At 66.0% G+C, this 25683-nt stretch carries 24 protein-coding genes and 1 pseudogene; 8 read left to right on the plus strand and 17 right to left on the minus strand.

All coding sequences use genetic code 11. The features are described from left to right. Positions 1 to 118: 118 nt before the first annotated feature. Positions 119 to 1519 (minus strand): acyl-CoA reductase, encoded by a 1401-nt coding sequence (locus ON40_RS45330; RefSeq protein ID WP_040832041.1) that lies wholly within the window; start codon positions 1517 to 1519, stop codon positions 119 to 121. A 2-nt stretch (positions 1520 to 1521) separates the two neighbouring features. Further along, entirely contained in the window at positions 1522 to 2871 is a 1350-nt protein-coding gene (locus ON40_RS45335; protein WP_040832042.1) for a long-chain-fatty-acid--protein ligase, read from the minus strand. 118 nt (positions 2872 to 2989) lie between these two features. On the opposite strand from ON40_RS45335, the gene ON40_RS45340 reads away from it, so the two are divergent. Continuing rightward, the gene (locus ON40_RS45340) at positions 2990 to 3634 is read left to right on the plus strand and encodes a TetR/AcrR family transcriptional regulator (RefSeq protein WP_040832043.1); all 645 of its coding nucleotides are present in this window, start codon (positions 2990 to 2992) and stop codon (positions 3632 to 3634) included. Between the two features lie 17 nt (positions 3635 to 3651). Continuing rightward, a complete protein-coding gene (locus ON40_RS45345) occupies positions 3652 to 4527 on the plus strand; it encodes an SDR family NAD(P)-dependent oxidoreductase (protein ID WP_040832044.1) in 876 nt (291 codons plus the stop codon). A 363-nt stretch (positions 4528 to 4890) separates the two neighbouring features. Here ON40_RS45345 and ON40_RS45350 read toward each other — a convergent pair whose 3' ends face one another. Continuing rightward, positions 4891 to 5268, minus strand: a complete 378-nt coding sequence (locus ON40_RS45350; RefSeq protein WP_040832045.1) for a carboxymuconolactone decarboxylase family protein — start codon at positions 5266 to 5268, stop codon at positions 4891 to 4893. A 131-nt stretch (positions 5269 to 5399) separates the two neighbouring features. Between ON40_RS45350 and ON40_RS45355 the strand changes: the two genes are divergently transcribed. Both ON40_RS45355 and ON40_RS55685 read left to right on the plus strand, forming a co-directional pair. Next, the gene (locus ON40_RS45355; RefSeq protein ID WP_040832046.1) at positions 5400 to 6191 is read left to right on the plus strand and encodes an SDR family oxidoreductase; all 792 of its coding nucleotides are present in this window, start codon (positions 5400 to 5402) and stop codon (positions 6189 to 6191) included. Between the two features lie 2 nt (positions 6192 to 6193). Further along, positions 6194 to 6862, plus strand: coding sequence for a TetR/AcrR family transcriptional regulator (locus ON40_RS55685; RefSeq protein ID WP_040832047.1), 669 nt, complete (start codon positions 6194 to 6196; stop codon positions 6860 to 6862). 48 nt (positions 6863 to 6910) lie between these two features. Here the strand turns inward: ON40_RS55685 and ON40_RS45365 are convergent, their stop codons facing one another. Further along, entirely contained in the window at positions 6911 to 7729 is an 819-nt protein-coding gene (locus ON40_RS45365; protein ID WP_040832048.1) for an SDR family NAD(P)-dependent oxidoreductase, read from the minus strand. A gap of 20 nt (positions 7730 to 7749) precedes the next feature. Then, on the minus strand, positions 7750 to 8595 hold the full coding sequence (locus ON40_RS45370; protein WP_051194573.1) for a mycofactocin-coupled SDR family oxidoreductase: 846 nt from the start codon (positions 8593 to 8595) through the stop codon (positions 7750 to 7752). A 206-nt stretch (positions 8596 to 8801) separates the two neighbouring features. Here ON40_RS45370 and ON40_RS45375 point away from each other — a divergent pair, with 206 nt between their 5' ends. Then, positions 8802 to 10133, plus strand: a complete 1332-nt coding sequence (locus ON40_RS45375) for an MFS transporter (RefSeq protein WP_040832049.1) — start codon at positions 8802 to 8804, stop codon at positions 10131 to 10133. A 46-nt stretch (positions 10134 to 10179) separates the two neighbouring features. Here ON40_RS45375 and ON40_RS45380 read toward each other — a convergent pair whose 3' ends face one another. From ON40_RS45380 to ON40_RS45425, 10 genes are all read right to left on the minus strand, one after another. After that, the gene (locus tag ON40_RS45380; RefSeq protein WP_063713234.1) at positions 10180 to 10968 is read right to left on the minus strand and encodes an SDR family NAD(P)-dependent oxidoreductase; all 789 of its coding nucleotides are present in this window, start codon (positions 10966 to 10968) and stop codon (positions 10180 to 10182) included. 95 nt (positions 10969 to 11063) lie between these two features. Beyond that, entirely contained in the window at positions 11064 to 11999 is a 936-nt protein-coding gene (locus ON40_RS45385; RefSeq protein WP_040832050.1) for a cyclase family protein, read from the minus strand. Further along, a complete protein-coding gene (locus ON40_RS45390; RefSeq protein ID WP_040832051.1) occupies positions 11992 to 12936 on the minus strand; it encodes an SDR family NAD(P)-dependent oxidoreductase in 945 nt (314 codons plus the stop codon). Before ON40_RS45390 ends, ON40_RS45385 begins: the two co-directional genes overlap by 8 nt. Positions 12937 to 12949: 13 nt before the next feature. After that, complete coding sequence (locus ON40_RS45395; RefSeq protein ID WP_040832052.1) at positions 12950 to 14548, minus strand: flavin-containing monooxygenase; 1599 nt, start codon at positions 14546 to 14548, stop codon at positions 12950 to 12952. Continuing rightward, positions 14545 to 15492: a hypothetical protein gene (locus tag ON40_RS45400; protein ID WP_218008992.1), complete on the minus strand. Its 948-nt coding sequence runs from the start codon at positions 15490 to 15492 to the stop codon at positions 14545 to 14547. The genes ON40_RS45395 and ON40_RS45400 overlap by 4 nt, the downstream gene beginning before the upstream one ends. A gap of 150 nt (positions 15493 to 15642) precedes the next feature. Continuing rightward, entirely contained in the window at positions 15643 to 16872 is a 1230-nt protein-coding gene (locus tag ON40_RS45405) for a cytochrome P450 (protein ID WP_040832053.1), read from the minus strand. 116 nt (positions 16873 to 16988) lie between these two features. After that, positions 16989 to 17726, minus strand: a complete 738-nt coding sequence (locus tag ON40_RS50980) for a 3-oxoacyl-ACP reductase family protein (protein ID WP_040832054.1) — start codon at positions 17724 to 17726, stop codon at positions 16989 to 16991. Between the two features lie 33 nt (positions 17727 to 17759). Continuing rightward, entirely contained in the window at positions 17760 to 18110 is a 351-nt protein-coding gene (locus ON40_RS54205) for a carboxymuconolactone decarboxylase family protein (protein WP_218008995.1), read from the minus strand. Between the two features lie 214 nt (positions 18111 to 18324). After that, positions 18325 to 19872: a class I adenylate-forming enzyme family protein gene (locus ON40_RS45420; protein ID WP_040832057.1), complete on the minus strand. Its 1548-nt coding sequence runs from the start codon at positions 19870 to 19872 to the stop codon at positions 18325 to 18327. Positions 19873 to 19898: 26 nt separating this feature from the next. Beyond that, the gene (locus ON40_RS45425; protein WP_063713238.1) at positions 19899 to 20660 is read right to left on the minus strand and encodes a class II aldolase/adducin family protein; all 762 of its coding nucleotides are present in this window, start codon (positions 20658 to 20660) and stop codon (positions 19899 to 19901) included. Between the two features lie 150 nt (positions 20661 to 20810). On the opposite strand from ON40_RS45425, the gene ON40_RS45430 reads away from it, so the two are divergent. Beyond that, positions 20811 to 21407 (plus strand): TetR/AcrR family transcriptional regulator, encoded by a 597-nt coding sequence (locus tag ON40_RS45430; RefSeq protein ID WP_051194575.1) that lies wholly within the window; start codon positions 20811 to 20813, stop codon positions 21405 to 21407. Positions 21408 to 21416: 9 nt separating this feature from the next. Here ON40_RS45430 and trxB read toward each other — a convergent pair whose 3' ends face one another. Continuing rightward, positions 21417 to 22352: a thioredoxin-disulfide reductase gene (trxB, locus tag ON40_RS45435; RefSeq protein ID WP_040832058.1), complete on the minus strand. Its 936-nt coding sequence runs from the start codon at positions 22350 to 22352 to the stop codon at positions 21417 to 21419. A 158-nt stretch (positions 22353 to 22510) separates the two neighbouring features. Further along, positions 22511 to 23263, minus strand: coding sequence for an SDR family NAD(P)-dependent oxidoreductase (locus ON40_RS45440; protein ID WP_051194576.1), 753 nt, complete (start codon positions 23261 to 23263; stop codon positions 22511 to 22513). Between the two features lie 319 nt (positions 23264 to 23582). On the opposite strand from ON40_RS45440, the gene ON40_RS45445 reads away from it, so the two are divergent. Continuing rightward, entirely contained in the window at positions 23583 to 25121 is a 1539-nt protein-coding gene (locus ON40_RS45445; protein ID WP_040832059.1) for a Re/Si-specific NAD(P)(+) transhydrogenase subunit alpha, read from the plus strand. 7 nt (positions 25122 to 25128) lie between these two features. Next, a pseudogene (locus tag ON40_RS45450) lies at positions 25129 to 25683 on the plus strand (NAD(P)(+) transhydrogenase (Re/Si-specific) subunit beta); the annotation flags it as partial.

Genomic DNA, 25683 nt, shown 5'->3' on the forward strand with positions numbered 1-25683 from the left:
GGTCTCGCCGCTCGCAACCGAAAGGGCAGGTCCGATATGCGGAACCTGGCCATCGACACCCGCGACGTCGGCTGGACAGTACACCCGGGGCTCCCATGGCCATATCCGTCCCGGTCAGCTACTCGGCAGCCGCTACCCCGTCCTCATGCGCCATCCAGTGCACGAAACGGTGTAGCGGATACATCGCGTCGTGCGGGTTTCCGATCGTGCTCGGGCCTGCCTCGCCCAGATGGACGATGCGCTGGGCACCGCCGCTGGCCAGCCGATCACGGTAGTCCGGCATACGTTCGAAGGGGTAGAAGCCGACGGTCTGCGTAGCCACGTTGACGTATCGCATCGCGTCGTCGAGTGAGTCCACGCGAACCACGTTGGAGGTCTTGTTGATCGGATGGAAGTCCACCGGCTCCTCCGAACGGATCACCAGACCTGTCCCGTCGGTCCTGCCCCAGACACGGAACTCGTCGTCGAGCATTGCGAGTGCGTCGATCTCCTCGCGCAGGTCCAGGTCGAGCGGCCGGGAGTCGCCCGAGGCGGCCGCCTTCGCGACGATGCGCGCGTGTACTCGCTCGCAGAACCGGTCGGCCTCTTCCTGATTCGCCTCCAGGAAGGTGAATCGGCTTGCCACACAAGCCTCTTGATTCAGCACCATCACATCGGTGGCGGCCAGTTCCGCGGCGGTGTCCAGCGCCTCCTCGGAGGCGAACGCCTCCCTGCCGACCATCGAGATCGAGGTCTTGGGGTCGAACGACACCAACTGGAAGCCTGGACCGAGGTACTTGACGACGTTGTTGATCGCGTCGCCACCGCCCCAGGCGATGATCTTGTCGAAGTACTGCGGCCGGTACAGCACCTGCTCGACCGCATCGTCGCCGCCGCGCCAGTAGACCGCCGACATCGATTGCACGATGGGATGATTCGGATCCATATCGGCCATGGTCCGCAGAATCGCGACGGTCGTGAACGGATCGCTCGACGACATCTTGAACAGGTTGATAGCCTTCACCAGCGCGCCCTGTGCGATCGACTTGATCGCCACACCCGGCGAATTGCCGGGCAGCACATGGACCAGCCGCGGCGCGAACGCACGCACGAAACTCTTGCGACCGGTGTAGTCCTGTTTGGGCAGCCACTGGTCCAGCGCCCGGGGATCCGGAAAGTTCTGCTCGACGACGGTCTGCAACAGCCGCTTGTCCAGATACGATGTCGCGCCGTGGACCTGCGCTTCCAGCACCGCGGGCGGCAGCACATGCGTCGAGGACATCCGATCGATGCACTCCTGGACGAACGGGTTCTTCGGGTCGCGGATCCGATCGCCGGTCTCGACCAGGAAGTCGATGATCTCCGCGAGGGGAACGTTCAGCAGCGGCGGCACCTCGGTTCGCGGATGTACCGCGCGATCCAGGTCGATGGACGGCGTCGCGAATACGACACCGAGGTCGCGTGAGCGGTGCGTGACCGACTGCTCTTCCACCAACTGACCGCGCAGGAAGAACGGCGCGGAGACAACGGATTCGGTCATGGTCACGACAGGCCCCTCACGTACGCGTCGACCGTACCGGCGCAGCCGATCTTGTCGTCGCCCTTGATGTCCGCGTAGCGAACGATGTTGTTGCGCACCGACGGTCCCGCGCAGCCGCAGGCACAGGGATCGAAGTCGAGCGAGATCTTGTCGCCGGTGATGACACCACCCCACCGGCCGTCCAGGGAAAGGTCGAAAAACGCTGCGCGCCCCTCGATCTCACCGGATTCGTGCGGCAGCAGAGCCTCGCCCGCCTCATCGAGAGCGAAGGGCACGATCCACGGTGGCACGTGATATCGGTCGCCCGCTTGACATTTGGGCATCCCGGAATTGAGCTCCTGCATGGAGTAGTTCTGGAAGTCGCGGTTGGCCGGGATGTTGAACGTCTCGTGCACGAATTCCCGGTAGTCCGACGGCAGTTGGGCACGCTTGAGTCCACCGCCCACATATATGCAGTTGTCGGGGTGGAAGTCCGTGGCCGAGTAACCTCGATCGCGAACGATCTTCGCCACCTGGTACAGCGCATTCCACATGCCCGAGATGAACAGTTTGTCGGCGCGGTGCTCGATGAGCTCGTCGGCGGCCAGCACCATCGCCTTGTCCAGGGCCTCCTGCCGCTCGGCCGAGGTCCGATCGAAGTCGGCCAGTTCCTCGGGACGCGCGGTACCGTCGGCGATCTTCTTGCGCAGCACGACCATCTTCGTCAGCGAGCCCACTGTGATCGGTGGAATCGGCAGGCGGAAGTCGGCTTTGGTGGGATCGCCGAACGCCGCGGCCTGTGCCTGGCCGATGATGATGTTCTTGGGCACCGCGGCGACGGGCGCGACGCCGATCCTGCGCCGATCCTGCGCCGGAGAGACGCCCGAACCCCAGGCGAAGACCTTGACCGTGTCCTGGCGGGACCAGTCCATATCCTTGTCCGAGGCCAACAGCATCGCCGACTTGCCGGTCGTGCCGCTGGAGCAGGACACGTAATGCCCCTTGGCCTGTAGCCGCGCGATCCACTCGTCGATATCGGTGATGTCCGAGGTTTCGATCGGGCTGATCGGATAGGGCGACACGGTCCCCAGCCACTTACCGAGCCGGTCCCAGCGCTGCTCGGTAAGGAGGCTTTCGGGGTAACTCTTATAGGCGGTGTGCGGGAACAGCAGTGGCACCATATCCGCGCGGTCGCGTATCTCGGTGGCACCTGCCTCCCGAGCCCGATGGCTCAGCAGTTTGATCCGGTCCCTGCGCTCCTGGAAGCGCTCGTTCAGCGCGGCGACCTGCGTCTCGCGCAGCTCTGCGTGGGAGTAGCGGAAGCGATCCTCAGTGGTGATCAGCCGAGTCAGCTGCTCCGTGGGTGAGTTCACCGGGTGTCCCTTCGGTTCGATGCAGGCAATAATGGCGTCTCATAGGTATCATTAATTAAGTACCCTCATAATGAACGAAGGATCGGTGCCGTGCAAGAGGAACTTCCGAGAGGCCGACGTGACGAACGCGACTTCGCCCCGCCACAGGGCCGGGCGACCTACCCGCGAGCAGGCCGAGGCGCGCCACGGTGAACTGCTCGACACCGCACTGGAGCTGTTCCTGCAGAACGGCTTTCAGATGACAACCGTCGAGATGATCGCCACTCGCCTCGGCATGACCAAGCGCACGGTCTACGCGCGATACCCGGACAAGGCCGCCCTATTCCTCACCGCGGTACAACGTGCTATCGAACACAGAATCGTGCCCCGAAAGGTGCTCGAGAGCCTGGACCGGGGCGATCTGGCCGAGACACTGGAAGCGATCGCCCGGCTGCGCATCAACGAGGTGATGACGCCCGAGGGACTACGTCTGCAGCACATCATCAACATCGAAAGCCACCGCTTCCCAGACATATTCAGCGCCAACTACGAGCAGAGCGCCAAGCCCGTGCTCGAGTTCGTCGCCGACCTGCTCGATCGGGCCGTCGCGGCCGGTCGGATTGCACCGACCGATACCGAATCGGCCGCCACCGCGTTCATGAGCATGGTCGTCGGCGGCCAGGTGCGCTCGATCGTGAGTGGCGAAACCCCCACTGCGGAAGAGGTGGACCGAAAGGTGCATTTCACCGTTCATCTACTGCTCGACGGCCTCCAGCCGCGCTGAACAACCAGGAGTAAACCTTGCACTTCGATACGAACAAGCCCGTCGCGGTAGTCACCGGAGCCAGCTCGGGCATCGGCCGATCGACCGCCCGCGAACTCGTGACGCGCGGCTGGCAGGTGGTCGGCGTCGGCCGCGACCCCCAGCGCAGCGCCGCCGCCGCCGTGCAGATCACCGAGGCGGCCCGCGCAGGCGGTGAATTCACCATGGTGCGTGGCGATTTCACGCTGATGTCGGAAGTCGACCGGGTGGCCGGGGAGATCGCGGCGCTGACCCCGCGCGTGGATGTGCTGATCAACAACGCGGGCGGGGTGCGGGATCGGCAGGTGGTCACGGCCGAGGGCACCGAGGCGACCTTCGCCGTCAACCACCTCGCCCCATTTCTGCTGACGCGCCGGTTGTCACCGCAGCTGAGCAAGGCCGCGGCCGATCGGCCGGACGGCGCCGCGCGGGTGATCGCCGTATCGTCGAACGCGCACCGGATGATTCCCGAACTCGACTGGGCGGATCTGCAGAGCCTGGGCGAGGTCGAGTCGATCGTCGCCTACGGCCGCGCGAAACTGGCCAACATCCTGTACACCCGCGAGCTGGCGCGACGTGGCCGCGTCGACGGAATCATCGCCCAGGCAATGCATCCCGGCGTGGTGGCCACCAACTTCGCCTCACACGGAACCGAATCGCTGCAGACCTACATGAGCACCGCGGACACCGTCTCCCCCGACGAGCCCGCGCAGACCCTGGTTTGGCTGGCAACCGATCCCGAGGGCGGACGCGAGAGCGGACGCTTCTTCCACGCCAAGGCCGAGCAGGAACCCGCGCAGCCCGCACAAGACGACGCGGCCGCAGGTCGCCTGTGGGCCGAGAGCGAGCAACTGCTGGCGAAACTCGGCTTCTGACACCAGCTCTCAACGCTCGCGGCGCGGCCGTAACCGACGGCCGCGCCGAGTTTCTCGCCGCCATAAGGTATTCCGAGCGGCCAACCCCTTCTCCGCAGACCGTCCCGGCGGCAAATCCCCGGTCCCCCGGCTGTTCCCGAAGGCTCGACCGGACACGAGCGCACAGCCGGGCCGCTGTGGCCGCGCACGGCCGCCCCATCGATCACGTTGCGGTCATGCGCCGTTCGCGCCGCGACCCGGCCGCCGGAGACCACCTCGACGGCAGGACTTCCGCACTCCAACCGGCCCTGCCATCGAGAGCTCGGCAGTGCACCGACGCACGGCGGCCGAGCAGCGTCCTCGAATTTCCAACTGCCGCTTCGGTTACCGCTCCGGCCGGGGCAGGACTTCGCGGGCGACCTGGCCGGCGGCGGCGGCGGCCGGGAAACCCGCGTAGGCGGTGAGGTGGTAGACGACCTCCTCGAGTTCTTCGATCGTCAGGCCGTTGCGCAGGGCGATCGGGAAATGGAATTTCAGCTCCGAGTCGGCGCGCAGGGCGATCAGAGCACCGAGGGTGACCAGGCTGCGGGAGCGGCGGTCCAGGCCCGGGCGGGTCCACAGTGCGCCGAAGACGTGGTCGATGCTCAACTCGGCCAGCTCCTGGCCGAATTCGCCATTGCGCAGTTCGGCGGGATCCTGCGAGATCAGGTCGGGGATCAGCTCTTTGAGTACCTCGATGCCCTCGGTGCGTGGGTCGGTCATGGGTGTGGTCCTTTCAGCGTCCTGCCGGTTCTGAAGTCGATCGTCTGCACTTTAAGACACTTGACTCTAACTCCTCGGCATGTTGTCATCACTCTCGGGCATGACTTGCAGCCCGCGGTCGAAGGGACGAAATGGTGAGTACGCATCTTGCGGACACGGTGGCCGTCATCACCGGCGGTGGCAGCGGGATCGGCCGGGCCACGGCACACGCGCTGGCCGCGCGGGGCGCTCGAATCGTGGTGACGGACATCGACCTTCAGCGCGCCGAGACCGTCGCGGGCGAACTCGGCGATCAGGCTGTCGCAGCCGCAGCGGACGTGACCGATATCGCGGATCTCGAGCAGGTTCGCGATCTTGCCCTGGCACGGTTCGGGCACATCGATGTGGTGATGAACAACGTCGGCGTGCTCGCGGTCGGCACGGTCGAGGATATTCCGCTCGAGGCGTGGCAGCGGGTGATCGACCTCAATCTGCTCAGCGTGGTGCGCAGCAACCTGGTATTCCTGCCGACCCTGCTGGAACAGGGTTCCGGGCATATCGTCAACACCGCTTCGACCGCGGGATTGCTGCCGTACGGCTTCGATCGGCTGCCCTATACCGCCACCAAGCACGCCCTGGTCGGGCTGTCCGAATCGCTCGCGCTGTATCTGCGGCCGCGCGGTATCCGGGTATCGTGCCTGTGCCCGGCGGGGGTGGCCACCAATATCTCCGAGCAGATCACCTTCTACGGCGAACCCACCACGCCCATCGGACCGAAGCTGCCGATCGTGGCCGCCGAGGAGGTCGGCGAATCGGTGGCCGAGGCCATCGGCACGGACCGGTTCCTGATTCTCACCGCGCCCGAGGTCATCGACGAATTGCGCGAGCGCGCAGCCGATCTCGACGGCTACCTGGCCCGTATCGCGGCCGACTACCAGAAGTAGTGATGTCGCCGATCGTCCCGCCCTCGACGAAGGAGGCGATCGTGCTCGCGGCCGAGCGACTGTTCGCCGAGCACGGTATCGAGGGAGTTTCGTTGCGCCAGATCGGATCCGCGGCCGGAAACGCCAACAATTCGGCGGTGCGGTATCACTTCGGTTCCAAGGACGCGCTGATCCGGGCCATCCTCGGTTACCGGCTGCCTGGGCTGCACCAGCGCCGCATCCAGCTGATCGAGCGGCGGCCGCCCGAGGATCTGCGCGCCTGGGTGAGCTGCCAGCTGACCACGATCATGGAGCAGAGCGAGCAGCCCGGCAGCCACTATCTCGGCTTCATCGCGATGCTGCACCGGCACGGCCGTCGCGACGTATTCGAGGATCTGCCAGCGGATTTGCGCGAATCAACCCGCGCGTTCCACAACCGGCTCGACACCCTGTTGGACCAACTGCCCGACACACTGCGCGCCCGCCGGGCCGCCCAGGCCAATATCTTCATTCTGCACGCGGCCGCCGATCGCGAACGAGCCCACGCGCACGGCACACCGCTGCTGCCGTTCGACACCGAGGTCGCCGAACTCACCGACGCGATGACCGGATTCCTCCAGGCCCCCGCCTCACCGCAGTCGCGCACCGCACCGGAGCGAGCCGGGCTCGCACTCTGGCCGCCGCTGCTGTGAACGCGTCGCTGCCGGAGCGAAAGCTCCGGCAGCGCAACGAGTTACCGATCACACCAGGACGACGCCGCCCTCGACCTGATGCACCTGCCCGGTGACGAACGCCGCATGATCGGAGGCGAGATACACTGCCGCAGCGCCGATCTCGGACGGATAGGCATGTTGGCGCGGCAATGCGGTCGGCCGCCCGATGGAGAGCATCTCGTCCGGGCGATCGCGCCGGGCGGTGAAGAACACTCCGGACTCCGGATTGAATCTGCTGCCCGAGCTGAACTCCTCGGTCGGATCCTGCGGCCGGGTCCCGTACGGCGCAACGGCATTGACGGTGATGCCGGTCTCGCCGAGCTCCAGGGCCAGCACCCGGGTGAAGGAGTGCACCGCGCCCTTGGCCGCGGAGTAGACCGCCAACAACCTGTCACCGATGATCGCGGCCATGGACCCGATGTTGATGATCCGCCCACTGCCTCGCTCGAGCATGTTGGGGAGTACCGCGTGCGTGCAGTAGAGGGTACTCATCAGATTCACGTCCAAATCGAAACGCCAATCGTCCGGCTTGGTGAACGCGAACGGCCTGATATCGCAGTTGCCGCCCACGTTGTTCACCAGGACATCGATCCGCCCGAAATGCTCCAGGACCACCGCCACCATTGCGCCCACCTGATCCTGGTCGGTCACATCGGCGGCGCACCAGAGCACATCGGCCGCACCGCGCTCGCGCACGAGCTCGCACACCCGCTGCCCGGCCCGCTCATCGCGGCCGACCACGACGACCTGCGCACCCTCCTCGGCGAACGCCATCGCAATACCGCGACCGATATTCGCCGTGGCGCCGGTGACGATGACGACCTTGCCTGCCAATCCGGTTTCCATCGGCTCCGCCTACCAGCCCGTCAGCGATTCGTCCGGCCGAGATCCACCGGCAGCTGGATGCCCGTGACGTGCCTGGCCTCGTTCGAGGCCAGCCAGGCGATCGCCGCGGCGATGTCCTCGACCTGACTGACCTGATCGGGCAGCGTGGGCAAGAAGTGCGCGCCCAGGGCCGGATCGGCCTCGATGATCGAACGCATCCCGGGAGCCAGATCCGTGTCGACGCCGTGCGGGTGCACCGTGTTCACCCGGATCCGGTACTCACCCAGCTCGTTGGCCAGCGACTTGGCCAGCCCGGTCACACCGTGCTTGGCCGCGACGTAATCGGCGATCAACGGCAGACCCCGAAGTCCGGCAACCGAACTGGTGAAGATGATCGCACCGCCCTGAGCCTGTTCGATCATGATCGGGATGGCGGCCTTGGCGGTGTGGAACGCGCCGGTGAGGTTGATGTCGAGGGTGGCCTGCCAGTGCTCGGCATCGATCTCCCACGCCCGGCCCGATGTCGTCATGCCGGCGTTGGCGACGACCACATCCAGGCGTCCCAGCTCCGCGACGCTGGCGTCCAGCGCCTGCTCGAGCCCCTCGTAGTCGCGGGTGTCGACCTTGTGCGTCAGGATCTTTCGACCTTGCTTCTCGACCAGGCGCGCGGTCTCGGCCAGATCCTCCTCGGTCGCACCCGGATACACCGTGGTCGGCAGGTCCTCGCAGATGTCGAGCGCGATGATGTCCGCGCCCTCCGCGGCGAACCGCACGGCCTCGGCACGGCCCTGTCCCCGGGCCGCGCCGGTGATGAAGACGACCTTGCCCTGGAAGCGCCGGGCCTCCGGATGGGCGGGCAGCGGCGCTTCGGGAATCGCGCTGGTCATCAGTTCTCCCGTCGTAGTGGAACACGGTGGCGCACCTTCGAAGTCCTGGCCACCAACCTTGCTAAGAGTGGACTCTATACACAAAGCTAGAGCATAAAGGCGCTTCATCAATACCCATATGCGAAAAATTGGTACACTTATTCCTGCTTCCACCCGCTCGAACGAGCTGCGCTGCACCGGTTCACGCAGACAGGCCGGAGACATCGATGTCCGAAACCCTTCCCACCTCCCCTGCGATCACACAGATCGCCGCCGCAGGCCAGAGGCCCCGGCAGGTCGCCATCGCTGGGCTGCTCGGCACATTCATCGAGTTCTACGACTTCACCTCCTACGGTTTCCTGGTCGTCTATCTCGCGCCGCTGTTCTTCCCCGCGCGCAACCCGACCACCGGAATCCTCGCCACGCTGGGCGTTTTCGGAGCCGGATATCTGGCAAGACCGTTGGGCGCGTTGTTCTTCGGCCGCCTAGGCGACCGGCGCGGACGCCGCTTCGCACTGCTGGCGACCATCATCGGAATGGGTACCGCGACAACGGTTCTGGGGGTGCTGCCCACCTACGCCACCATCGGCGTCACCGCGCCGATCGCGTTGACCCTGGTCCGGATGGTGCAGGGCTTCTGCGCGGGCGGCGAGATCAGCGGGGCGTCGACCTTCGTCGCCGAATCCGACGGCGGACGCAATCGCGGCAGGTTGCAGGCCCTGATTCCGCTCGGCTCCAGCCTCGGCGTCGCCATCGCACCCGCGGTGGTCGGGCTCGCGGTCGTCCTGGTGGGCACCCACACGATGGGCACCTGGGGATGGCGGCTGCCGCTGCTGCTGTCCGCGGTGATGACGCTGCTCGTGGTGATCTACCGGGTCCGGATCGATGACTCCACCGAATTCCGCTCCATCGCGGAGGCCGAGACGATCGAACGCTCGCCGGTGCGCGTCGCGATCCTGGGCCACTGGCGGATGATCCTGGCCACCGCGGCGCTGAACCTGGTCGGCACGATGATCCTGGGCGTGCTGGTCAACTACATGAGCGTCTACCTGATCACGGTGCTACACCTCCCGGCCAAGACCGTGTACTGGCTCTCCGCGATCTGCCTGCTGCTGGGCTCGTCGACCTTCCTGGCCGGTGGCTGGCTGACCGACCGATTCGGCAGGCGCGCAACGGCATTCGTCGGCTGGGCACTGTGCGCCGCACTGATCTTCCCGGTGCTGTACGGGATGGCCGCGATCGGCTCCGGCGGAGTCTGGGCGCTGCTGGGCGTCGGTGTGCTGTACGTGCTGGCACTGACCTTCAGTTATCTGCCCATGCCCGCGATCTTCGTGACGATGTCCCAGAGCTTCCCGACGCAGGTGCGATTCACCTGTACCTCACTCGGCTACAACATCGGCGCGGTCCTCGGCGGCGGCGTGACCCCGTATCTGGCGGCCCAGCTCAGCGATTCCTTCGGCACCAGAGCGGCCGGTTGGCTCGCGGTCGCCGCGGCCATCGTCGGCATCCTGGTCATGGCCCGACTCACGACCAAATCCGGTAAGGCACAACAGGTCTGAGGCCGACACTCGTGCCCGCGGCATCGGCCGCCGCGGGCACGAGCACTCAGTCGAGCGTCTCATCGGGATCGGCCGGGGGCTCCCGGTACGGTCCGGCGAGATGACCCCCGTCGACCGTGAATTGCGCTCCGGTGCAATAGGATGCCTCGTCCGAAGCGAGGAACAACGCCATCGCCGCGATCTCCTGCGGCTCCCCCATCCGGCCCAGCGGCTGGCGACCTACTGTGCGCTGCAACCGTGCGATCCGCGCCGGGCCCACCGTCTGCACGAGCGGGGTGGAGATGATCCCGGGATGAATGGAATTCACCCGGATTCCCAACGGCCCCAGATCGATTGCGATCGAGCGGGTCAGCCCGGTCAGGGCGTGCTTGGACGCCACATAGCTGGCCATCGAGCCGACTCCGGCCAAACCGTCGATCGATGACACGTTGATCACCGAGGCGCCGTGCCCCAACTCGAGCAACGGCAGCATCGCGCGAATCCCGTAGAACGCGCCGTGCACGTTGACATCGAACAACCGCAGATGTGCGGCCAGGTCGATCTCGTCGAACCGGGCCGGCCGGGGTGGGGCGATCCCGGCATTGTTGACCAGAATATCCAAGCGGCCGAACGACTCTCGCACGAACGCCGCCGCCTGCTCCCAGTCCGCAGGCGCGGAGACGTCCAGATGGAGGTACTCCCCGCCCACCGCACGCGCGGTCTCCCTGCCCGGATCGTCCAGGATGTCGGCCACGACCACGCGAGCGCCCTCGGCGGCGAACAGTTCGGCCTCGCTCGCCCCCTGCCCTCGCGCGGCCCCGGTGATCAGTGCCACCTTGTCGGCAAGTCTATTCATCTCACTCCAGTCCCTCCCGCGGCACGAGCCGCGAGCGTGCCGTCGAACGACGAAAACCGCCCTCGCAGAGGGCGGTTCACGTACTCAGTTGGTGTTCACTTCAGGGCGATGGGTGTAATCGGAGAACCGACCGCGCCCGTCACCTTCAGACCCGTGGCGTTGAGCATGAATTCCCACACGCCGTCCTGCTCGCAGTCGGCGGCCAGTTCCTCGAAGTTGAACATCTCGCCCAGGGTCAGGCCCATATCGCGGATGACGACCTGGTGGAACGGGATGACCGAGCCCTCGATCGGGCACGGCCACGCCTCGCCGGTGGAGTTGTCCACGGCCAGCGCCGCGACCTCGCGCTCGTGCAGCCAGCGGCACATGTCCAGGTACGGGCCGGGGTTGTTACCGAGGAACCGCTCCCGGTCGCCCTCGAGGAACCACTTGTAGGTGCCGGTGCGCAGACATACGATATCGCCGGATTCGACGCGCACGCCCTGGCGTTCCTCGGCGGCGAGCACGTCAGCCTCGGTGATCTCGTACGAATCCTCCAGGCGGTCGACGCCTTTCACGGCAGCGATGTCCAGCAGCACGCCACGCGAGATCAGCCTGTCCACGACCTGGGGGAAGTCGTTGCGGGCGGCGCCGGCGAAGTTGTTCACCGCGGCGGAGGGCATGTTGTTGTAGAACTTGTGGCCGTAGCCGACATGGGCCAGGCCGTCCCACTGGGTCGCGGACTGCAGACCGGTGATGATCATGTCGTCGGCCGAGATCTGGCCGTCGGCCACCATCGCGGTGTCCGAGGGCAGCAGCGTCATGACGTGGATCGGGTTGTTGCGGAATCCACCGGCCTTGAACGGGCCGTCGCTGCCGAACGCCATACCCAGATCGAACGCCTTACCGGTGCGGACGAGCTTCGCCGCCGCGACACGCTTTTCCGGCGTCACGAAGTTGAGCGTGCCGACCTGGTCGTCATCGCCCCAGCGGCCCCAGTTGCTGAGTTCCTTGCCGAGTTCGTGATGCGGCCAGATCTTGTCGTCACTCATTGTTCTCTCCTGCTCGATGTGCCATGTAGTGCCCCACGCAATCCAGCAGGCTGGTGGGGACGTAGAACCCGGAGCGGTCCTTGATACGATCCAAATTCGCGACGACGTCCTCGACGGTCGCGGAATACGGGTCGGGAGGCAGATATCCGTCGGTCACGCCGACGAACAGATGGGCAAAACGCCCACCGCCGGCGAGATACGCCTCCCCGCTGACATCGCATACCTCGTTCGCGAGATATCCGACCATGGGGGCCACCAATTCCGGATCCATGATGTCCGTGGTATTGCGGCCCTCTTCGCGCAGCGTATCCATGCCCTCGGATTCGCCGCCCGCCATTCTCGTCATCGCATTCGGCAGGATGACATTGATCTTGATGTCCTTGTCACCCGCCGATTGCGTCATACTGCGCGCCATGCCCAGCACGGCCGATTTGGCCGTGGCGTAGGCCAGGTTGTCCGGCAGGCCGAACATACCGATGGAGCTGGTGATCACGATGCGGCCGTAATTCTGCTCGAGCATGTGCGGCCACGCGGCGCGAATCGTATTGAACGCGCCCTTGACGTGCACCGAGAGCAGGCTCTCCATGATGTCCACGTCGATTTCGGGCAGTCCGGCGAACCGCACGTTCCCGGCATTGTTGACCACCACATCGATGCGCCCGAAATGCTCGAGCGCCGCCTCGACCGGCGCACTGCCACCGGCGACGGTCGAGATGTCACTGGTATCGGCGATCGCGGTGCCACCGGCCTCGTTGATCTCCGTGGCGACCAGCTGCGCGGGTCTGCTGTCCGCGCCGGACCCGTCCATGGCCCCACCCAGGTCGTTCACGACGACCTTCGCACCGAGTTGACCGAGCAGCTTGGCGTAGGCCCGCCCGATCCCCCGGCCCGCGCCGGTCACGATCGCGACGCGATCGTCGAATCTGTATTTCTCCACTGTCTTCGTCACCTCACGCCAGGAAGCCCTGGTATTTGTTTTCCAGGACCGCGCCGATCATTTCGCGCAGCATCGGCCGACCGGCGGGATTCAACAGGAAAGCCTTGGGCTTTCCGGCGATATTTGCGCCGTAGAAATAGCTGTGCTCACCGAACGAGGAATATGCGGCCATCTCCGCGACCATCCGATTCCACTTGTCCTCGACATCCTCGGGGACCTCGATCACCCGATAATCCCGTTCCCGTGAGTACTGGATCAGATCGTCGATGAATTCGACCTGGTCGCCGCCGTAGCGCGGGTTGTTTCCGGCTGCGCCGTGCGGACCCGCGGGGAAGAAGAAGTTCGGGAAACCATGCGCCATGACACCGGCGAAGGTGTGCGGGCCATCGGACCAGTAATCCTCCAGGGCCAGGCCGTTGCGACCGCGGATACCCATCCGGTTCAACGCACCGGTGCCGAAGTCGAATCCGGACGCCCAGACGATGATGTCGAATTCGCGCAGGCCCTCCGAGGTCTCGATACCCGTTTCGGTCACCCGGGTGATCGGCGTCTCGCGCAGATCGACCAGCGAAACCTTCGGATCGTTGTAGACCTCGAAATAGTTGGTCACGAACGGCGGGCGCTTTCCGGCCCACCCGTGATCGCGCGGAATCAGCTTCTCGGCGGTCGCGGGATCCTTCACGATGCCGCGGATCTTCTCGGCCATGAACTTGCACCAGTCGGCATTGGCCGCCGGGTCGGTCATCATGTCCCCGTAGTGGCTGATCACCTTCGAGAATCCGGGGCTGACCCACATCTTCTCGTAGAATTCGCGGCGCTGTTCCTCGGTGGCATCGAAGGTTTTCTCTTCCCGCAACTGATGCAGGAACCCGCTCACGGACTCATTCAGGGTTTCGCGCATCTGCTCGAAGCCGGCCTTGAGCTCGAGCTGCTGCTCGGCGGTGATCGGCTCGTTGCCCAGCGGCGTGCACCAGTTGGGCGAGCGCTGATACACCGTCAGCGAGGCAATCTCACCGGCCACGGCCGGAATCACCTGCACGCCACTGGATCCGGTGCCGATCACGGCCACGCGCTTGCCCCGGAAGTCGACCGGCTCGTCCGGCCACAGGCCGGTGTGGTGCGCGATGCCCTTGAAATCCGTGCGGCCGGGCACGTCCGGGAAGACCGGAATCGACAGCACGCCGGTGGCCGCGATCAGGAAGTGCGTCCGCAGCTCGGTCCCGTCACCGGCCTTGACCAGCCACGTCGCTGACGGCTCGTCGTAGACCGCGGAGGTCACCCGCGCGCCGAACGTGATGTACGGCCGCAGCCCCATCTTGTCGACCGCGTAGTTGAAGTAGCGCTCGTTCTCGGGCTGGCCCGCGAACCGTTCCTGCCACTCCCAGCCCTCGAACAATTCCTTCGAGTCCAGGTAACCATAGGTGTAGCTCTCCGAGTCCAGGCGCGCGCCCGGGTACCGGTTCCAGAACCACACGCCGCCGACGCCGTCTCCGGCCTCCAGCAGTCGCGCGGAGAATCCCGCCTTCAGTGCGCGGTGCAGCTGTTCGATGCCCGTAACACCGGCCCCCACCACCAACACATCAACGTCGATGTCCTTGGCAGCTTCTGTCATTTCGCGCTCCGGGGGTCGCCGGCGGTCAGCCGGGTGGTGAAGCCCCAGGGGATGCCGAGGCTGGTCTCGGGGTCGGTGACGATCGTGTCGTCGGTCCGCTTGGCGATCGCGACGCTCTGCGATTCCAGATGCCGGGCGACGCGATCGAGATCGACCACCTTGAAGGTGATCGAGTGGTAGGTGTCGTTCGGCGCGGTGGCGCTCCAGTCGGCGTGCGCCGCGGTGCCCGCATCCGGGACGGCGTATTCGTAGACGGCGTCGGCGAGGTGCACATACGTGCTGCTCGCACCGAGCACCTCGTTACGGCCTTCATGAATCACCTTGCCGCCCAGCGCATCCACCACCAGGCGCAGGGCACGCGCGGGCTGATCGGTCAGGATGCTGTGGTGCGAGGCCTGCTCGATGCCCAGCGGGTCGTCGTCGGAGACCGGCGGCAGCTGCCAGCCCTCCACGAGCCGGTGATCGAGCGGGAACGGAATCTGCGGCAGGAATTCGTACCGCAGTCCGGCACTCTCGGGGGTGGTGAAGAAGATCGGCATCGGCGAGCCGGGGGCGGTAGGCGGATCGTCGCTGTCGGCGACCTCGTCCTGCTGTCCGACCATCTCGATATTGTGCCGCCGCAGCGACCGGTACGCCGCGACCGCGCCCTCGAGGTACCAGCCCAGGCCCTTCAGGTGCGGCTTGTCGACGGTGGCGTAACGCTGAATCCCGTTGAGCACGTACAGCTTCGGGTCGATCGTGTCGAACAGGACGTCGTTGATCGGGGTGAACTGCGAATAGTTCGTCGGATAGCCGGGGCTGGCCGGCTGATCCTTGGTCATCTCGGCCATCGGCCGGGTGGCCCGGCCGAACACCCGCTGGAAGAAGGCGTCGGCCTCGCCGAGGTCGGTCACGTGATGGCTCGGGTGATACAGCCGCGTCACGTGGAAATCTTGATCGGACACAGAATTCTCCAATTCCTCACTGGCGCATGCTGCCGGACAGCCATTGAATGTACCGACCGATAGGTCGAAACAACCGGATATATGCGCCCACTTCATTTGCGGCACAACCGATGCCGGAATCCGATGCCGGTCCGGCAGCGCGCGCCGCGACTACCAGGTAACCGGGAGCTCGTAGATGCCGTAGGCCTGCGAGTCCTCCTTGAACTTCAGATCCTTGACATCCGCCGCCAGCGCCAGGGTCGGAATCCGCCGGAACAGCGTGCCGAACACGACGTGCATCTCGATCCGCGCCAACTGCTGCCCGACGCACTGGTGCGCGCCCCAGCCGAACGCGTGATGATGTGCCGCGGGACGAGTCAGGTCGAGCACACCCGGCTGCGGGAACGCCTCGGGATCCCAGTTCGCCGCCGGCAACGAGGCGATGATGCCCTCGCCGGCCTTGACACTCTCGCCACCGAACTCGAAATCCTCCGCGACCGCGCGCCGCGCCAGCAGATGCGGCAGGGTCAGATACCGCAGCAGCTCCTCGACCGCGTTGACCACGAACTTCGGATACTCGGAGTTCTCCCGCAACTGGGCGAGCTTGTCCGGATGCTGCAGCAGCAGCGCGGTGCCGAGGGTGATCATGTTCGCGCTGGTGTCATGCCCGGCGACGAGCAGGATGAAGCCCAGCGGCGCGGCCTCCTCCATGCTGAGCACGCCCTCCTTGACGCGCGCGCCCAGGTCCGAGAGCACATCCTCGTCCGGCTCGTCCATCTTCTTCTCGATGAGCTCGGCGATGTACTTGCGCAGCGTGGCGTTGGTGGCGGCGGCCTCCTCCGGAGTCTTGTTCACCGCGTTGACCACACCGGCGTGCTCCTGGAAGAAGTCGTGGTCCTCGTAGGGCACGCCGAGCAGCGCGCAGATCATCAACGACGGCAGCGGCAGCGACAGCGCTTCGTTCAGATCGACCGGCTTGGGACCGGCCAGCATCTTGTCGATCAGGTCGTCGGTGATCTTCTGGATCTCCGGGCGCAGCTTCTCCATCCGGTGCCGGGTGAACGAGCTGGTCAGCATCCGCCGCCAGCGCGCATGCTCGGTGCCGTCGGTGTTGTTGATCGAAGGCTGCATCTCGTTGGCATGCGCCTTCATCGCCTCGGTTGTGTGCGGATAGCCGGGCTTCCAGATGCCGGCGCTCAGGCGCGGATCGGTCAGCAGCTTGCGCTGGGCGGCGTGGCTGGTGATCAGCCACGGCGTAGTGCCGTCCCAGATCCGCACGCGCCGGATCTCTTTGCCGTCCTGGGCCACCTCGAGCAGTCCCGGCGGCGGCTCGAACGGCCGTTCCTTGGATCTGGGCGCGGGGAAGTCGGGAATCGCGGCCTCGGTCGCGGTTTCGGTCATTTTCATCACCTCTGCGGGTTCAGTACACGATGCAAGAATGTCATATTCAGTACAATCAGTACAATAATTTCATGATGAGCGACGGTCGTTTCCGAACTCTGCTCCGATGGAGCGGATCAGACGAAATACCGTCCGCCGTTGACGCTGAGCGTCTGTCCCGTGACGTAACCGGCCTCGTCCGAAGCCAGGTAGTTGACCGCGTACGCGATGTCCTCGGGACGGCCGACACGCTTCATCGGCATCGCGGCGGCGAGTTGCTCGGGGTCGTAACCCTCGCGCAGCAGCGGAGTGTCCACCGTCCCCGGCGGGACGTTGTTGACGGTAATTCCCGTCGCGACGAACTCCGTCGCGAGCGCCTTGGTGAAGCCGATGACCCCGCCCTTGGATGCGGCGTAGTGAGCCACCGCCGGACCGCCGGTCTGCGCGGAGGAGGACGAGATGTTGACGATCCGACCCCATCCCGCCTCGAGCATATCGGGCACGAAAGCCTGCGTGACCAGGAACGGACCCTTGAGGTTCACCTCGATGATGTTGTCCCAGTTCTCCTCGGTCAGATCCATGAAGGCCGAGTATTTGGTGATTCCGGCATTGTTCACCAGAATCGTCACCGGACCGAGTTCCGCGCGCGTGCGAGCCGCAGCCTCCTTCACCGCAGTCGTCTCGGCCGCATTCCCGACGACGGCGATCGCCTTACCGCCCGCCTCGCGAATCTGTGCGACGGTCTCCTCGGCATTGGCCGCGTTGAGATCCCAGACCGCTACCGCCGCACCGTTCGCCGCGAGTACCGTCGCGATGGCGCGGCCGATCCCGCGACCACCGCCGGTGACGACGGCGTTCCTGCCTTCGTGTGTCATAGCAGTTCCTCTCTCTTCGAAAAGTGCACTCAATCAGCCAAGGCTGATGCTCTCGCCCAGTGCCCCCCGGGCCGCCTTCCTGGCGGCCATCGCCCGGGGGTACCCCGCGTAACCGCTGGAGTGATAGATGACCTCGGCGATCTCGTCCTTGGTCAGGCCGTTGTTCAGACCGATCCGCACATGGCTGCCGAATTCGTCCTCCGCGCCCAGCGCGATCAGGATGCCCATCGTCACCAGGCTGCGCTCGCGCCGGGTCAAACCCTCGCGAGCCCAGAGCTGAGCCCACACGCCCACCAGGCCCATCTCGACGATTTCGTCGGCGAACAGACCGTCCCGCAGTTGAGCGGGCCCGCCGGGGAACTCAACGCCTATGACCGACCCCATCGTCGCCAGCCCCAGGGCGGGCAGGTCGGCGGTATCGACGGCGGCTCCGGACTTGTTGTCGGTCATGATGCAAGACTCCTGTCGCAGACCGCCGCCCGCGCCCGAGCGGCGATGCCCTGGTCATTATTGTACTGATCGGTCAGAATAACTATTGCCACAGTACACCGCGGCGCCGCTGATAGGTATCAATCAGTGTACTTTTTTTGCCAAAAAATCACGGCGCGGAGATCTTGAACCGCCGGACCTTGCCGACACTGGTTCGCGGCAAACTGTCGATGACATGCCAGCGGCGGGGACGCGCCTGCGGCGTCAAGTGCGAAACCGCCCATTCGGCAAGCAATTCGGCCTCCGGCGGCGCGGCCGGGTCGCGGGGCACGACGTAGGCGATGAGCACCCGATCGCGGATCGGATCGGGTTCGGCCAGGACCGCCGCCTCGAGTACCCCAGGAGCCTGCGCGAGCACCGACTCGATCTCGGTGAGGCTGACGTTCTCCCCCGCCACCTTCACCACATCGTCGGCGCGGCCGACGAACCGCAACACACCCTCGCGGTCGATGGTCACGAGATCCCCTGTGGCAAACCATGTTTCACAGCCGTCGTCAGCGAAGGACGCGGCGGTGACCTCGGGATCGTCGAGATATTCCGAGAACAGGTCCACACCCCGGGTGCCACGCACCAGCAGCAGTCCCGGACCATCGATGACAGTGCCGGTGCGGGTGCGGGCATCGACGACCGCAACAGCCCGCCCGTTGAACGGCCTTCCGATGACATCGTGGCGCAGCGGCTCGCTGACATCGGCGGTCACCGCGGCGACGGTCTCGGTCATGCCGTACAGCTGGCGCGGTCGGCAGCCGACGAGCCGGGTGAACTCCTCGTGGTGTTCGACGCCGAGGCTCTGGGCGAACCAGACGTGCTCCAGCGCGAGGGCCGGGATACGAGCGGGGGTCCGGGCCAGGATCATCCGGATCGGTGCGGCGAACAGGCTCGCGTGGGTGGCCCGCAGGTCGGCGGCCTGCCGAACCCATTGCGATGCCGAGAATTTCGCGGTCAGGGCCACACTCGCCCCGACCGCGATGGCCGGGGCGAAGCAGTAGTACTGCGCGTTGGCATGGAACAACGGCAGCGTGACCAGCCAGCGATGTTCGGCCCGGAGTGCGATCACAGAGCTCATGTCCTGCGCGACGCGCACGTAGTTGTTCTGTGTCAGCACAACACCTTTGGGCTGCGATGTGGTGCCCGAGGTGAACATCACCGCCAGACGATCGCCGGGCGACACCCTCGCCCGCGGCGGGGATGCGAGATTCCGGGCAGCCGCGGTCAGTGGGCCGTTGCCGAGATCCGCTGCGGTTTCGGACAATTCGATGATCGGGAACTCTCCGGCCGGTGCGCCACTGCGATAGGTCTGGGCGCGTGCGGCCGCGCAGATCCCCAGCGCCGGGCGAGTGCGCTGGACCTGATTGGCGATGTCGCGAGCGGATGACGCCGGGTCCGCGGGCACGAACCACGCACCGAGACGGGCGGCGGCGAGCCAGACGGCGAGGAAGGCGGGACAGTTGCGCAATGCCAGGTGGATCGCGGTACCGGCCCGCACGCCGTGGTCGGCCAGCGCGCACGATGCGCGTTCGACGACCGCATCGAATTCACGGTAGGTCCACTGCGAGGTCGTTCCGTCCTCATCTTCGAACACGAGGAAGTTTCGGTTCGAATGATTGCTGACCGTGGCGTCCCACAGCGCGCTGAAGGTGTCCGAATGTTGTTCCATATCAATACTTCTCACGGTCGGCGGGATCAGTCCCGGTACGACGGATCGAGCCGGTCGAGCCTGCGGACCAGGTGGGGCCATTCCCGGTCGTTCGAGACGCCCAGGTCAGCGATCCACTGTCGAGCGGTCAGCGCGACGACCGCAGCGTCGGGGATCCGCAGCGGACGTCCGGTTGCCAGCGCCTGAAGCTGGGTGCGGGCCGACTTCTCCAGATAGAACATCTCCGTGAACGCGTGTCCGACGCTGCGGCCGACCGTGATGGTGCCGTGGTTGCGCATGACCAGCGCGGCGTTGTCGCCGAGGTCGGCGATGATGCGCTGCTGTTCGTCCAGGGTCAGCGCGATCCCCTCGTAGTCGTGATATCCGATGCGCCCGTGAAACCGCATCGCGTGCTGCGTCAGCGGCAGCAGACCCTCTTCGAGGATGCTCAGGGCCATCCCGGCTTCGGTGTGCAGGTGCATGACGCACTGCGCGTCCTCGCGGACGCCGTGAATCGCCCCGTGGATGACGAACCCCGCGGCGTTCGGCCGATACGGACTGTCGCCGACGATGGCGCCGTCGAGATCGATCTTCACCAGACTCGATGCGGTGATCTCGTCGAATCCCAAGCCGAGCGGGTTGACCAGAAAATGATGCTGCGGACCAGGGATGCGGGCGGAGATGTGCGTGTAAATGAGGTCGTCCCAACCGAATTCGGCACACAGCCGATACGCCGCGGCCAGCTCCCGGCGCAGGGTGAGCTCCTCCTCGGTCAGGGGACAGGTGTCCGCGACCCGCTCGGCCGGCATATCGAAGCTGGTGAAGTCGGATGTCGTCGTGCTCATGGTTGTCTCCCGAGACTCCGGTAGCGATGTAATCCGAGTCATATACTGAACACATAGTTCACTTAATGTCAATGCTAATCTGAACCGATCGTTCACGTCATGAAGGAGTAGGCGGTGTCGGCCGTGGATGAGGCGCGACCCAAGCGCGGTGCACCCAAACGAGGCACGCCTCGATCCGAACGGGCCATCCTCGACGCGGCGTACGAACTCCTCACACAGGAGGGCCTGGAGGCCACCACGGTCGAAGCGATCGCCGCGCGCGCGGGCGTCAGCAAGGTGACCATCTACAAGTGGTGGCCCAACCGCGCCGCCGTCATCACCAGCGCATTCCTGAGCAGATCCGAGGACACGCTCCCCTACCCCGAACGGATGACTCGGGACGAGATCGGTGCGGCACTGCTCCGGATGGCGGACTCGTTTCGCGGCACGACGGGTGCGGTGATTCGCGCCCTCATCGCCGAGGCGCAGGTCGATCCCGGTGTGGCGCAAGCATTCCGCGACGGATACCTGAACGCACGGCGCGAACACGGAAGACAGATCATCCGTACCGCCATCGCTGCCGGTGTCATCCGGCAGGCCGATCCCGATGTCATCCTCGACCTGCTCTACGCGCCGTTGTACTTCCGGCTCATGGTCGGCCACCAGCCCTTGACCGACGAGGCGGTCCGCGCCCACGTCGAACTCGCACTCGACGGACTGCTCACCGAATGATCGCAGGCGCTAGCTCTCGCCATGCTCGGCGAGCCAGCGTTCGGCATCGATCGCCGCGCGACAACCGGTGCCCGCGGCCGTGATGGCCTGGCGATAGGTGTGATCGACCAGGTCACCTGCGGCGAATACGCCGGGAACCGAGGTATGGGTTCCCTGTCCATCGACGAGCACGTAACCCGCATCGTCCAGGTCGACTTGGCCGCGCACCAGTTCGCTGCGCGGATCGTGGCCGATGGCGACGAACAGTCCGGTGGCGGTCTGCTGCGCGGTCTCGCCGGTGCGGGTGTCGCGTAGCGTCAAGCTCGTGACGCTCGAATCCCCCTTCACCGCAACGACTTCCGAGTTCAGCAGGAAGCGGATCCGGGCGTTGCTCTTGGCCCGCTCCAGCATGATGCGTGACGCGCGAAACTCCTCACGGCGGTGGACGACTGTAACGCTGGAGGCGAATTTGGTGAGGAAGGTGGCCTCTTCCATCGCCGAATCACCACCACCGACCACCACGATGTCCTGGCCCTTGAAGAAGAACCCGTCGCAGGTCGCGCAGGCGCTGACGCCGCGGCCGAGCAGGTCTTGCTCACCCGGCACGTTCAGATAGCGCGCTGCCGAGCCCATCGCCAGGATCACCGCGCGCGCATCGAAGGTCCGGCCACCCACGATCACCGTCTTCACCGGACCCGTCAGATCGACGGCTTCGACGTCCTCGGTGCGGATGTCGGCGCCGAAACGCTTGGCCTGCTCACGCATTTCATCCATCAACTCCGGGCCCATGATGCCGCCGCGGAAACCGGGGAAGTTCTCCACCTCCGTCGTGGTCATCAGCGCGCCGCCGAACTGGGTGCCCTCGAAGATCAGCGGCTGCAATTCCGCGCGTGCCGCGTAGACGGCCGCGGTGTAGCCGGAGGGACCGGAGCCGATAATGATCAGGTCGTGCACGGATGTGGTCATGGTGTCCTTCGTCGGTCGAGGGGAAATTCGGCCGGGATACGATCCCGGCCACGGCGCAGGCAGGGCCGGTTGCGCGGATGGCCTGGGCGACAAGGCGACTCGGCCCGGTCGGTGGATGCGGCACGCGGCCGCCGGCGGGTACCGACCCGCAGTCTCGATTACAGCAGTGAATACCCACCGTCGACCGTTATCGTGGCACCGGTCACATATGCCGCCCCCGCGCCCGACAGGAACAGGTAGACGCCCGGAAGATCCTCGGCGACACCCCAACGGCCCAACGCCGTATGCCCGACGATGTCACTCTCACGCTCGGTATCTCGATGCCAGTGCGCACCCATCCCGGTGTCGAACCAGCCGAGCGCGACGGCATTGACCGTGATCGCCCGTGGCCCGAGTTCCTGTGCCAACGTCTGTACGAGCGCCTGGACTCCGCCCTTGGAGGCGGCGTACGCGGCCAGACCGGGACGCGGCCGCTGACCGATCACCGAACCCGTCACGATGATCCGGCCGCCCTCCCCCAGCACCGCGGCCGCCGCCCGCGCCCCGAGGAACGCACCGGTCAGGTTCACATCGATGATGTCGCGCCACACTTCGGGATCGGTCTGCTCGACGGTGGAAACCTGGGGAGACACACCAGCATTGGCGATCCAGACGTCGACGCCGCCGAACCGTTCGCGCATGTTCTCGGCAACCGACTCGTTGAACCCCGCCGCGCGCACATCCCCGGGGCATACCAGCGGATCACCGTGTAGCGAGTCGGCGACCTCGCGCAGCGATCGCTCCGAACGCGCCACGAGCCCCAGGCGCGCACCCGCCGCGTCGAATGCCGTCGCCAGCACGCGCCCCAGGCCACGGCCCGCGCCGGTGATGACGACTCGCCGTCCCGATATGCCGGGATATCCCAGATCCATCCGACCACTCCATGATTCATCGACTGTTCGAGCCCGTCTTCGCCGAGCCGGAGCGGCACACCGCCCGCCATTGATTGTACCGACCGATTGTTCTAATATTGAGACCCGGCCCGGACAGCCCGTGATCCGTACATGTCGCACACCCCCGGCGGAGATCACCTGATCCGATTCCCCGTAGTGATGAGGGCGGCCGGATGGACTCGCCTCCGGGCGAGCGTGCACGCACGCTCTCACCCCGGCAACGGCGCCGCCGGTGGTCCCCGACGATGTGGAGCCGGAGGCGAGTCCGGGGCCGCTGAGCACGAGCGTGAAGGAAATAATGAGGATCGGAATCGTCACCGAGTCGGTGCCCGAGGAAACGCGGGTCGCCGCAACGCCTGCCACCGTCGGCCAACTCGCGAAGTTGGGATACGACATCGCGGTCGAATCCGGTGCGGGCGCTCGGTCGAGCTTCCCCGACGAAGCCTACATCGCCGCGGGCGCCGAGATGGTCTCGGCCGGACAAGCCTGGGACTGCGACATCGTCCTCAAGGTGGACGCACCGACCGATAGCGAAATCGCCCGGCTGCGTGCCGGTTCCACGATCGCCGGATTGCTGAGCCCGGCCCAGCGCCCCGAACTGCTCGACGCGCTCGCCGCGCAGTCGGTCACCGCCCTGGCCATGGACGCGGTGCCGCGCATCTCGCGAGCCCAGTCGCTGGACGTGCTCAGCTCGATGACCAATATCGCGGGTTACCGCGCCGTCATCGAGGCCGCGCACGAATTCGGCCGATTCTTCACCGGACAGGTCACCGCGGCAGGGAAGGTGCCGCCTGCCAAGGTGCTGGTGGCGGGCGCGGGCGTCGCGGGCCTGGCCGCGGTCGGGGCCGCGAGCAGGCTGGGCGCGATCGTGCGCGCCACCGACCCGCGGCCCGAGGTGGCAGAGCAGGTCGAATCCGTCGGCGGCACATATCTTCCCGTCGAGGTAGCCGAACGCATGGACTCCGCCGACGGGTACGCCAAGGCCACCAGTGAAGCGTACGACCGCCGCGCCGCGGAACTCTACACCGAGCAGGCGCGCGAGGTCGACATCATCATCACCACGGCCCTGATTCCGGGACGGGCCGCACCGCGCCTGATCACCGCCGCCGATATCGCCGTCATGCGGCCCGGCAGCGTGGTCGTGGATATGGCTGCCGCACAAGGCGGTAACGTCGAGGGCACGGTCCCCGGGCGCAAGATCGTCACCGACAACGGCGTGACCATCATCGGATACACCGACCTCGCCGGGCGCCTGCCCGCGCAGGCATCGCAGCTGTACGGGACCAATCTGGTGAACCTGATGAAGCTGCTCACCCCGGGACAGGACGGCCTGCTGGTTCTGGATCTCGAGGACCCCGTACAACGCGGCATCACCGTCACACACAGCGGCGAAAAGTTGTGGCCGCCACCGCCGGTGCAGGTGTCGGCGACACCGCAGGCCGCACCGGCCGCGGTCGCCGCACCCGAGCCGGAACAGGCGAGCACCGCCCTGGGCACGCGGGCGAAGTACGCGCTCGGCGTGGTCGGCGTCGCCGTGCTTTTCGCCATCATCGCCCTCGCCCCCGCACCGCTCCCCCAGCACTTCACCGTGCTCATGCTCGCGATCGTGATCGGCTACTACGTGATCGGCAAGGTGCACCACGCGCTGCACACCCCGCTCATGTCGGTGACCAATGCGATCAGCGGCATCATCATCGTCGGAGCCATGCTCCAACTCGCCACCGACAACGTGGCGATCCGGGTCCTGGCGTTCGCCGCCGTGCTCGTGGCAAGTATCAACGTCTTCGGCGGATTCGCCGTGACCCGGCGCATGCTCGGCATGTTCTCGAAGGGCTGATCGGCATATGACCACCTCGGATGCGGCCACCGCCGCGTACATCATCGCCGCCCTGCTGTTCATTCTCAGCCTGGCGGGCCTGTCCAAGCACGAAACCGCGCGGCGCGGACTGACATTCGGCATCGTGGGCATGATCATCGCCCTCGCTCACCCTCGTGCTGGTCATCGATGCCTCCGGCGCGCTGGCCGTCTCCCTGCTGATCGTCGCGATGGCCCTGGGCGCGGTCGTCGGGCTGGTGCGCGCGGCGCGCGTGGAGATGACCGGCATGCCGCAGCTGATCGCGCTGCTGCACAGTTTCGTCGGCCTGGGCGCGGTCCTGGTCGGCTGGAACGGCTATCTCGACAAGGGCGGCGTCGCGGCGAATCTCGTGCGGATCCACCACGCGGAGGTGTTCATCGGCGTCTTCATCGGCGCGGTGACCGTCACCGGATCGATCGTGGCATTCCTGAAGCTGTCGGCGCGGATCGGCTCCGCGCCGCTGACGCTGCCCGGTAAGAGCGCGCTCAGTCTCGGTGCACTCGTGGTGTTCGTGGCGCTCACGGCGTGGTTCGTGGCTAGCCC

Origin of the sequence: Nocardia jiangxiensis NBRC 101359 (genome assembly GCF_000308615.1) — a bacterium.
Lineage (GTDB): Bacteria > Actinomycetota > Actinomycetes > Mycobacteriales > Mycobacteriaceae > Nocardia > Nocardia jiangxiensis.